Source organism: Paraburkholderia sp. (assembly GCF_036488505.1).
Taxonomy (GTDB): Bacteria; Pseudomonadota; Gammaproteobacteria; order Burkholderiales; family Burkholderiaceae; genus Paraburkholderia.
The window spans coordinates 1-9,924 of record NZ_DASXHN010000123.1 but is presented as its reverse complement, the minus strand read 5'-3'; the positions used below and the strand labels follow the sequence as shown (position 1 = coordinate 9,924).

The 9,924-nt window shown below is 62.8% G+C and carries 8 protein-coding genes; 4 read left to right on the top strand and 4 right to left on the bottom strand.

The features are described 5' to 3' along the window. The 3 genes from VGH68_RS06985 to truB form a co-directional block, all read left to right on the top strand. Nucleotides 1-537, top strand: a 537-nt coding sequence (locus tag VGH68_RS06985; RefSeq protein WP_331602821.1) for a translation initiation factor IF-2, incomplete at its 5' end; no start/stop codon positions are given. 252 nt (nt 538-789) lie between these two features. After that, nucleotides 790-1,155 (top strand): 30S ribosome-binding factor RbfA, encoded by a 366-nt coding sequence (gene rbfA, locus VGH68_RS06980; protein WP_331602820.1) that lies wholly within the window; start codon nt 790-792, stop codon nt 1,153-1,155. Nucleotides 1,156-1,230: 75 nt separating this feature from the next. Further along, nucleotides 1,231-2,187 (top strand): tRNA pseudouridine(55) synthase TruB, encoded by a 957-nt coding sequence (gene truB, locus VGH68_RS06975; RefSeq protein WP_331602819.1) that lies wholly within the window; start codon nt 1,231-1,233, stop codon nt 2,185-2,187. Nucleotides 2,188-2,302: 115 nt separating this feature from the next. Here the strand turns inward: truB and VGH68_RS06970 are convergent, their stop codons facing one another. The 4 genes from VGH68_RS06970 to VGH68_RS06955 form a co-directional block, all read right to left on the bottom strand. Then, the gene (locus tag VGH68_RS06970) at nt 2,303-3,865 is read right to left on the bottom strand and encodes a DHA2 family efflux MFS transporter permease subunit (RefSeq protein ID WP_331602818.1); all 1,563 of its coding nucleotides are present in this window, start codon (nt 3,863-3,865) and stop codon (nt 2,303-2,305) included. 32 nt (nt 3,866-3,897) lie between these two features. Further along, nucleotides 3,898-5,121 (bottom strand): EmrA/EmrK family multidrug efflux transporter periplasmic adaptor subunit, encoded by a 1,224-nt coding sequence (locus VGH68_RS06965; RefSeq protein WP_331602817.1) that lies wholly within the window; start codon nt 5,119-5,121, stop codon nt 3,898-3,900. An 83-nt stretch (nt 5,122-5,204) separates the two neighbouring features. Further along, nucleotides 5,205-6,713 carry an efflux transporter outer membrane subunit gene (locus VGH68_RS06960; protein WP_331602816.1) on the bottom strand — a complete coding sequence of 503 codons (1,509 nt, stop codon included), beginning with the start codon at nt 6,711-6,713 and terminating at the stop codon, nt 5,205-5,207. Nucleotides 6,714-6,760: 47 nt separating this feature from the next. Continuing rightward, nucleotides 6,761-7,276, bottom strand: coding sequence for a MarR family winged helix-turn-helix transcriptional regulator (locus VGH68_RS06955; protein WP_331602814.1), 516 nt, complete (start codon nt 7,274-7,276; stop codon nt 6,761-6,763). Nucleotides 7,277-7,619: 343 nt separating this feature from the next. Here VGH68_RS06955 and typA point away from each other — a divergent pair, with 343 nt between their 5' ends. Then, nucleotides 7,620-9,449, top strand: a complete 1,830-nt coding sequence (typA, locus tag VGH68_RS06950) for a translational GTPase TypA (protein ID WP_331602812.1) — start codon at nt 7,620-7,622, stop codon at nt 9,447-9,449. Nucleotides 9,450-9,924: the final 475 nt, after the last annotated feature.

The window sequence follows — 9,924 nt, the reverse complement described above, 5'->3', positions numbered from 1 at the left end:
TCGACGGACGAAGTGCGCGTGCAGATCGTGCACGGCGCGGTGGGCGGCATCAGCGAGTCCGACGTCAACCTGGCAACGGCTTCGAAGGCGGTCATCATCGGCTTCAACACCCGTGCGGATGCACAGGCTCGCAAGCTGGCGGAGTCCAACGGCGTCGATATTCGCTACTACAACATCATCTATGACGCAGTGGATGACGTGAAGGCCGCGATGTCGGGCATGCTGGCACCGGAGAAGCGCGAAGTCGTGACGGGTACGGTTGAAGTGCGTCAGGTCTTCAAGGTGCCGAAGATCGGCGCGGTGGCCGGCTGTATGGTCACGGACGGTTTCGTCAAGCGCTCGTCGTCGGTGCGCGTGCTGCGCAACAACGTCGTCATCTTCACGGGCGAGCTCGATTCGCTCAAGCGCTTCAAGGACGACGTCAAGGAAGTCCGTCAGGGCTTCGAGTGCGGTATGTCGATCAAGAACTTCAACGATATCGTCGAAGGCGATCAGTTCGAAGTCTTCGAGGTTACCGAAGTCGCGCGTACGCTGTAATTCACGCGGCACGGCACAACGGGCGGAACGGGCTTGACGCCCGCTCCGCCCGTTGTTTTTGAGCCGGTGGCTGTCGGTTCGTCGTTCCACCGCCAGGATCGCCTGACTCGACCGGAACTGGCTTAGTCGAGCCCACGGGGCAGCGAGTCATTTATATGGCGCAGCGCTGCGATGCCGCCGCATCGAACAGGTAAAAATCGCGGCGCGCGCGAACAATTTTTTTTGCATCCGACAGACCGGATCACCCCTACCATGCCTAAAAAACGTTCTTCACCCAATCGCAACGTGCAGATATCCGATCAGATCCAGCGCGACTTGTCGGAGCTGCTGCGCGAGGTCAAGGACCCGCGTATCGGCCTCGTCACGTTTCAGAGCGTCGAGTTGACCCCCGACTACGCGCACGCGAAGGTTTACTTCACGACGCTGACGGGCGATCCGCAGCAGACGCTCGAAGCGCTCACGCACGCGGCCGGCCATCTGCGCAACCTGTTGTTCAAGCGCCTGCACATCCATACAGTGCCGACGCTGCATTTCCACTACGACAAGACAATCGAGCGGGCCGTCGAGATGTCGCGCCTGATCGACGAAGCAAACTCGACCCGCGCGAAAGACGACTGAGTGCCTGCTGCCGTGACTTTTCCAACGTCCCATGGCGTCATTTTTGGTATTCCCTGAAGTCTTTGCCTCGCTGACATGACCGCACCTCAACGCCCCCGCGTGCCGCGTCGCGCGATAGACGGCGTCCTGCTACTGGACAAGCCGATCGGCCTGTCGAGCAACGACGCGCTAATCCGCGCGAAGCGTCTCTATCTGGCGAAAAAAGCGGGCCACACTGGCACGCTTGACCCGCTCGCGACCGGCCTGCTGCCGCTGTGTTTCGGCGAGGCCACCAAGTTTTCTCAAGACTTGCTGGAAGCCGATAAAACCTACGAGGCGACGATGCGCGTCGGCATTCGCACGACCACTGGCGACGCCGAAGGCGAAGCGGTCGACATCCGTGCGGTCGAGTGTGACGAAGCGGCGGTGCGGGCCGCTTTGCGTCAGTTTCACGGCGAGATACTGCAGATTCCGCCGATGTACTCGGCGCTCAAGCGCGACGGCAAGCCGCTATACGAATACGCGCGCGCCGGTCAGACGGTCGAGCGGGAAGCGCGCCAGGTGACGATCGCCGCGCTCGAATTGATCGCGTGCGCGCTGACGGACGTGACGTTTCGCGTCACATGCAGCAAGGGCACGTATGTGCGCACGCTCGCGGAAGATATCGGCGAAGCGCTTGGTTGCGGAGCGCATCTGATCGCGTTGCGGCGCACTGGCGTCGGGGCGCTGACGCTCGAACATGCGGTCACGCTGGACGCGCTGTCCGACGCGACCCAGAGCGCCCGCGACCGATGGCTGCAACCGGTCGATGCGTTGCTTTCGACGTTCCCGCAGGTCTGCCTCAACGACGACGATACGCGTCGTTTTTCGCACGGCCAGCGTCTGAAGCTTTCCACGCTTGAGATCACCAGCACCGCGCTGCAGGCGTCGCGCGTCAGGGTCTATTCGGCCGATGGGCGGCTGCTTGGCGTCGCGAAGCCCGGCGATGGCGTGCTCGCGCCCGAGCGTCTGGTCGTGACGTCAGAAAGCGATACGGAGCACGTGGAATCGTGAGCGTCGCACCCGCTTGCCGCGCTCAATAAAAAAGCGGAATCGCAGCTAGCGATCCCGCTTTTTTCATACCGTCTAGCGCTCGGCCGAGCCGACGCGATGTCTCACAGACAGCGCTTCAATGCGCCGCCGCTGCCGCTGCGCCCGCGTCGCCGCCCGCGCGTTCCGGGCGTGTGATCCAGATCAGCGCAATCAGAGCGATGAAGATACCGGCCGAAATAAAGAACAGATCATTCACGCCCAGTTGCGCGGCCTGTTGCGAGACCATCGAGTTGAACAGACCATACGCCTGCGGCTCGCTGAAACCGGCGGCGCCCATCTGATGGATCGACTGATCGAACACCGGGTTGTACGCATTCGCGCGCTCGGTCAACTGTGCGTGGTGCATGACTGTGCGATGTTCCCACGCGGTCTGGAAGATCGACGTACCGATACCGCCGCACATGATCCGCACAAAGTTCGACAAGCCGGAAGCCGCGGGAATCCGGTTGCCCGGCAGACCGGACAGGGTGATCGACACGAGCGGAATGAAGAAGCCCGCCATGCCGATACCCTGAATTAGCGTAGGCAGCGTCAACGAGTAGGTATCGACGCCGGTGGTATAACGTGAACGCATCCAGAAGCACAGTGCGAAGATGAGAAACGACAGGGTCGCGATATAGCGCGGGTCGGTGCGCGGCAGAATCTTGCCAGTGATCGGCGATAGGAGAATGGCGAACACACCGACCGGCGCCATCACGAGGCCGGCTTCGGTCGCCGTGTAGCCGATATCTGTCTGCAGCCACAGCGGCAGTAGCACGAGATTGCCGAAATAGAGTCCATACCCGATCGACAGCGCGACCGTGCCGCCGGTGAAATTGCGTCCGCTGAACAGCGACAGGTCGACGACCGGATGCTCGGCCGTCAGCTCCCACACGATAAAGAACGCGAGCGCGATCACCGCGACGAGCGCCAGTACGACGATGGTCGTCGACGAGAACCAGTCGAGATCCTTGCCCTTGTCGAGCATGACCTGCAGCGAGCCGACCCAGACGATGAGCAGGCCGAGACCGACGCCGTCGATCGGTGCTTTTTTCACGACTGAATCGCGGTTGCGGAAGATCATCCACGTCGCGGCGGCGGCGAGAATGCCCACCGGAATGTTGACGTAGAAAATCCACGGCCACGAAATATTGTCGGAAATCCAGCCGCCGAGAATCGGGCCAGCAACGGGCGCGATCAGTGTGGTCATCGCCCACATCGACAACGCCATCGGCGCCTTCGCGCGCGGATAGCTGGCGAGCAGCAGCGTCTGTGACAGTGGAATCATCGGGCCGGCCACCGCGCCTTGCAGCACCCGCGACGCGAGCAGGAACGGCAGGTTCGGCGACAATCCGCACATCCACGACGACAGCACGAACAGGATGATCGACGCCATGAACAGGCGCACCTGACCGATACGGTCGGTGAGCCAGCCGGTCAGCGGCACCGAGATCGCGTTGGCGACCGCGAACGACGTGATGACCCACGTGCCCTGGTCGGACGATACGCCGAGGTCGCCGGAAATCGACGGAATCGACACGTTCGCGATCGACGTGTCGAGGACGTTCATGAATACGGCGAGCGACACCGCGATGGTGCCGATTACCAGTTGCGCGCCCTCGAGCGGAGGATGAGGGACTTGCGCCTGAGCCTGAGCCATTAAAAAAGCCTTTTATGAATCGTCGGGGCCGCTCAGCTCTTCGCCGCCGGCTTCGCTGCCGCGCTGGTTTGCGCCGACTTCTGATTGCCGTTCGGGCCAGCGTTTTCCGCGATGATGCGCGCGATGACCGCGTCGGCTTCCGCGCCGTACTTGTCGAACACGTTGGTCTGATATGAGGTGTTCGGCGCATTGCCGAGCTGGCCAGCCGAGTCGTCCTTGATGTTCACGTCGGCCTGCATCGATAGACCGATGCGCAGCGGGTGCTTCTCGAGTTCCTGCGGATCGAGCGCGATCCGCACCGGCAAACGCTGCACGACCTTGATCCAGTTGCCGGTCGCGTTTTGCGCCGGCAGCAGCGAGAACGCCGAACCGGTGCCCGCGGAGAAACCGACCACCTTGCCGTGGTATGGCACCGACGAACCGTAGACGTCGGCCGTCAGTTCGACCGGCTGGCCCATGCGCATGTGCTTCAGCTGGACTTCCTTGAAGTTCGCGTCGACCCATACGTCGTGCAGGGGCACAATGGCCATCAACGGGGTGCCCGGCGACACGCGCTGGCCGACCTGCACCGAGCGCTTGGCGACATAACCGGTGACCGGCGCCGGAAGCGTGTTGCGCGCGTGGTTGAGGTAGGCGTCGCGGACCTTCGCGGCGGCGGCCTGCACGTTCGGGTGATCGGCGATGGTGGTGTTCGCCGTCAGCGCGCGGTTGGCCGCGAGCTGCTGTTTCGCTGCGTCGAGCGCGGCCTGCGCGGTCTTCACCGAGTCGCGGGCATGCGAAATTTCTTCCTGCGATACCGCGCCGGTTTGCGCGACCGTCAGACGGCGCTTGAGGTCGTCCTGAGCGCGCGACAGGTCGGCTTGGCGCAGCGAAACCTGCGCTTCGTACTGGCTATCGTCGGCGAACAGGCCGCGCACCTGGCGCACCACTTGCGCGAGATTCGCCTCGGCCTGTTCGAGCGCGACGCGCGCATCGGCCGGATCGAGCACCACGAGTGGATCGCCGGCCTTGACGATCTGCGTGTCGTCCGCGTTGACTGCGATGACGGTGCCAGTGACCTGCGGCGTAATCTGCACGACGTTGCCGCTTACGTAGGCATCGTCCGTGTCTTCATGGAAGCGCGCGACCAGGAAGTAATACAGGCCGTATGCCACCGCGGCGATCAGGATCACGATGACGAGCAGGGTCATCATGCGCTTGCGTTTGCCGGTGTTCGCGGATTGCGGCGGGGTGGCGGGCTGTTGGGGGGTGCTCATTGATGTGCTCCGGGTGCTTTTGAACGTCGTCGTTTATTCGGTTGTTCTTGCGTATGCGTATGCGCGGGCTCGGACGGGCGCGCTCAGTTCGCGGCGGTATTGGCGGCCTTCGCCGATGACGGTGCATCGGTCGGCACCACGAGGCCAGTCTGCGTCGCGTCGAAGCCGCCGCCCAGCGCCTTGATGAGGCCGATCTGCAAGGCCCGGCGGCGCATCTTCAGGCCCGCCACGGTCTGCTCGGCGGCGAGCATGTTGTCGTCGGCGGTCAGCACCTGCAACTGCGGCGACAGGCCAGCCTTGTAGCGCACCACGGCAAGCTGATACGCCTTGGTCGACGCATCCAGCGCGCGCTGGGCGTCGCCCGACTGACGGTCGATCGAGCGGATCGACGACACTTGGGTCGATACGTCCTGCAGTGCGTTGATCAGCGTCTGGTTGTAGTTCGCGACGTCGAATTCGAAGTCGGCGTAGCGACCCTTCAGCTGCGCGCGCAGCGCGCCGGCGTCGAAGATCGGCAGGTGAATCGCCGGGCCGAACTGGATCTGACGGCTCGACGCAGTCAGGAAGCGGCCCCAGCCGAACGCGTCGAAACCAAAGCCAGCCGCGAGGTTCACGTCGGGGTAGAACTCGGCCTTCGCTTCCTTCACGTCGTGCATCGCGGCTTCGACCTGCCAGCGCGCGGCGACGATGTCCGCGCGGCGGGACACGAGATCGGCGGGAATGTTATCGGGCAGCGTAACCGTGTCGCCGGCGGTCAGCGTCGGCTTGTCGATTTGCAGCCCGCGATCAGGGCCTTTGCCCAGTAGCGCGCCCAACTGGTAGCGCACGACCGCGATCTGGCCATCGAGGTCGGTCAGGTTCGACTGGCTCGTCGCCACGTTGCCGGCCGCCGTCTGCTTTTCGACGTTGGTGTCGAGCCCGGCGCTCACGCGGTCGTTGGTGATGCGGCCGACATCCTGGCGGTTGGCAATCTCCCGCGCGGCAATGTCGCGGAACACATAAAGCTGCGCGAGCTGGTTGTAGGTGCTCGCGACGGATGCGGCGAGCGTCACGCGCGCCTGCTGCATGTCCGCCTCGGCGGCTTTTTGCTGGGACACCGCCTGACCGAGGCGCTGGCGGTTCTTGCCCCACAGATCGAGATCCCACGACGCACTTGCGAGCACGTTGTTTTCGCTATACCACGTGCCGCCATACGGAGGAGGATAGAGGGCGTTCGCGGAGAACAGCTCACGCGTCCACGAATAGCTGCCGTTGACTTTCGGGAACAATGCCGAGCGCGAGCTTTCGATATACGACGAGGCTTTTGCGAGCCGCGCCTGCGCCTGCGCGATCGACGGGTTGCCGTCGAGCGCTTCCGCGATCAGTTTTGGCAGTTGCGGGTCGCCGAACTGGTTGGCCCAGTCGAGCGATGGCCACTGGCCGCCTTCGTTGGGCAGGCTTTGGGTCGCCTCGTATTGCGCCGGCGACGAGATCTGCTTGTCGCTCTTCACGCCAAAGTAGTTCGCGCACCCCGTAAGGGCGAACGCTGTCACCGCGGCGGCGACAGCGGCCCGGCTCGAAAGCGCGGACGCGGACAGAGAAAGGGATTTCATCGCTCGACTCTTGAGTGGAATATATTTGTGGACGCAGCAACTTATTCTTACGATTTGCTATCGGAGTGGCTCGCGGCATCACGGGAGAGCCCCGTCTGTTCGCCGGAATTGACGAGCACGCGGCGCAGCATGCTTTTGAGAAAGCCCACTTCCTCGGGTGTGAAACCGCTTAGCAGGCTGTCGAGCACGCCGTTAAAGATGCCGGGCATGCGCGCGGCAATTGCGTGGCCTTCCGGCGTTAGAGCGAGGCGGACGACGCGGCGGTCTTCATTGCTGCGTACCCGGGTAAGCAGCCCGCGCTTTTCGAGCCGGTCGATCAACCGCGTGACGGCACTTGCGTCGATACCGTATTCACGGGCCAGTTCGGCCGCCAGCAGACATTTGCCGCTGGCCACCATGAACAGGATGCTGCCTTGCTGGCTGGTAATGCCCAACTCGGCCATGCTGCGCTGCGTAATCAGATTCGAAAGGGTGGATTTCACTCGCGAAACGAGATAGCCCACGCTTTCACCGAGTTGATACTCGCTGAGGTCCGGGCTGGGTTCGGTGGACGGCTCCGTCATGATTCTCGTGCGAATGCAATGGTTGTCTAGGCAGTAGTATAGTCGGCTGTTGATTGACGCGACAAGCGTTATTACAGCTCAGCCAAAGGCCTGCCGCACTTGAGCGGACGGCAGAGAGGCGTGCTGGAAGCCGTCGCGGCGGATGTTCCCGCGATGCACGCGCCGCCGTGAAGCGGGTTGGTCTATCGGGGAATACCAGAAAGGATCATTTCGCCATGCTATAATGTTGGGTTCCCAAAAGTGCGCTTTGGGCTTGTCGTATTCAGGCTTGCCGGGTTTATGTCCCCAGCTGGCACAAGCAGGCGGCAGCAAGTGGCGCACTCCAACTGTCTTCAGGTTTCCTATGACCCGCGCCCTACGCAACATCGCCATCATCGCTCACGTCGACCACGGCAAGACCACGCTCGTCGATCAGCTTCTCCGTCAGACCGCCACGTTCCGCGACAACCAGCAGGTTGCCGAGCGCGTGATGGACTCGAACGACATCGAAAAGGAGCGCGGCATCACGATCCTGTCGAAGAACTGCGCGGTGGAGTACGAAGGCACGCACATCAATATCGTCGACACGCCGGGGCACGCCGACTTCGGCGGCGAGGTCGAGCGCGTGCTGTCGATGGTCGACTCGGTGTTGCTGCTCGTCGACGCGGTCGAGGGCCCGATGCCGCAAACGCGCTTCGTCACGAAAAAGGCCCTTGCGCTCGGTCTGAAGCCGATCGTCGTGGTGAACAAGGTGGACCGTCCGGGCGCACGCGTCGACTGGGTGATCAACCAGACGTTCGACCTGTTCGACAAGCTGGGCGCCAACGATGAACAGCTCGATTTCCCAATCGTTTATGCATCGGGCCTGAATGGCTACGCCGGTCTCACGCCGGACGTGCGCGACGGTGACATGCGTCCGCTGTTCGACGCGATCCTCCAGCACGTGCCGGTCCGCCCGGCCGATCCGGAAGCGCCTCTTCAGCTGCAAATCACGTCGCTCGACTATTCGTCGTACGTCGGCCGTATCGGTATCGGCCGCATCACGCGCGGCCGTATCAAGCCAGGCATGGCGGTCGCGGTGCGCTCGGGTCCCGAAGGCGAGATCCTCAATCGCAAGATCAACCAGGTGCTGTCGTTCGAGGGCCTCGACCGCGTGCAGGTGGACTCGGCCGAGGCGGGCGACATCGTGTCGATCAACGGCATCGAGGAAATCGGCATCGGTGTGACGATCTGCTCACCGGAACAGCCCGAAGCGCTGCCGATGATCACCGTCGACGAACCCACGCTGACGATGAACTTCCTCGTCAATTCGTCGCCGCTCGCTGGCCGTGAAGGCAAATTCGTCACGAGCCGCCAGATCCGCGACCGTCTGATGAAGGAACTCAACCACAACGTCGCGCTGCGCGTGAAAGACACCGGTGACGAAACCACCTTCGAAGTCTCGGGCCGCGGCGAACTGCACCTGACGATTCTCGTGGAGAACATGCGTCGCGAAGGTTACGAGCTGGCCGTGTCGCGTCCGCGCGTGGTGATGACGGAAGTGGACGGCGTCAAGCACGAGCCGTTCGAAAACCTGACCGTCGATATGGAAGACACGCATCAGGGCGGCGTGATGGAAGAACTGGGCCGCCGCAAGGGCGAGCTGCTCGACATGACATCGGACGGCCGGGGGCGTACGCGTCTCGAATATCGTATTTCGGCGCGCGGCTTGATCGGCTTCCAGTCGGAATTCCTCACGCTTACGCGCGGTACCGGTCTGATGAGCCACACGTTCGATTCCTATCAACCGGTTAAGGAAGGCGCGGTCGGCGAGCGCCGCAACGGCGTGCTGATTTCGCAGGACGACGGCGCGGCTGTTGCGTACGCGCTGTGGAAGCTGCAGGATCGCGGCCGCATGTTCGTGACGCCGGGCGATGCGTTGTACGAAGGCATGATCATCGGCATTCATAGCCGCGACAACGACCTCGTCGTGAACCCGATCAAGGGCAAGCAGCTCACCAACGTGCGCGCGTCGGGCACCGACGAAGCCGTGCGTCTGGTGCCGCCGATCCAGATGTCGCTGGAATACGCGGTTGAATTCATCGACGACGACGAGCTGGTCGAAGTCACGCCGCAGTCGATTCGTCTGCGCAAGCGTCACCTGAAGGAGCACGAGCGCCGCAGCGCCAGCCGCAACAAGGTCACGAGCGAGTAAGTGGGCAGCTTAGTGGGCGGCAACTAAGCGGGCAGCCAGGCCGACACGCAAGCGGTCAGACAAGCGACCCGCCCACCCCATGCGAGCGGAAGCAAACGTAAGCCACCTTCGGGTGGCTTCGTCGTTTCTGACGCGCGAAAACGTGGCGAGCCGCGTGATATGCGAGATACCGTCTGGCCCGCACGGAGACCGGCATTTGCCGTCGCCCGCGCACTTCGCCCCCATTTCTCACAGAACACCGTTGCGCACCTCGAAGATATGCCGCGCCGCCCGTGAAACGCCTGTCATTACGGGTGTTTGGGGGTATGGGGCCCGCTATCTGGGCTAGTGGTTCTGTGCTATGCTCCCCGGGTGCACTGTTTTAGGTCCTTCCAAGCAAGACTTGATTCGCGCAATCCGCTAAACGGTCAGGCCGTGTCGCGGAAGGTTCTGTAACCCGCTATTTCTCGAGAAGCTCGAAGAAAGGTGAGCGTAA